Origin of the sequence: Candidatus Collinsella stercoripullorum (genome assembly GCF_027669965.1) — a bacterium.
Lineage (GTDB): Bacteria > Actinomycetota > Coriobacteriia > Coriobacteriales > Coriobacteriaceae > Collinsella > Collinsella stercoripullorum.
The window spans coordinates 302-685 of sequence record NZ_JAQECM010000109.1 but is presented as its reverse complement, the minus strand read 5'-3'; the positions used below and the strand labels follow the sequence as shown (position 1 = coordinate 685).

At 79.9% G+C, this 384-nt stretch carries 1 pseudogene; it reads right to left on the bottom strand.

Features of this window, described 5'->3' with window-relative positions:
- Window positions 1–384: pseudogene (locus PHA29_RS10570) on the bottom strand (hypothetical protein); the annotation flags it as partial.

Sequence of the window (384 nt, the reverse complement as noted above, 5' to 3'; positions counted from 1 at the left end):
CAGGCGGCGAGCGCGGGCAGGTCGCCCGTCCGGTCGAGCGGCGCGTCGTCGAGGACGCGCGTGCGGCCGAAGGCGTCCGCGAGCACCGGCAGGCGCGCCCCGCCCTCCTCGACCAGCCGGTACGCCCGGCGGCGCCGGGAGCAGGCGGCGCAGGCGCCGTCGCAGGGCCCCAGGTCCCCGAGCAGGCAGTGCTCGCACACCATCAGCTGCGGAACACCGCAGGCGAGCACGCCGACGCGGGCCGCCCGGCGCCCGGGAAGGGCCGCGAGGACGGCGGAGGCCTCGTCCGCGCCGAGCTCGTCGGGCAGCCATACGCGGCGCGCACCGCAGGAAAGCAGCCACGAGACGCTCGCGGCGTGCGCGGCGGTCACGGGGGCGGCGACG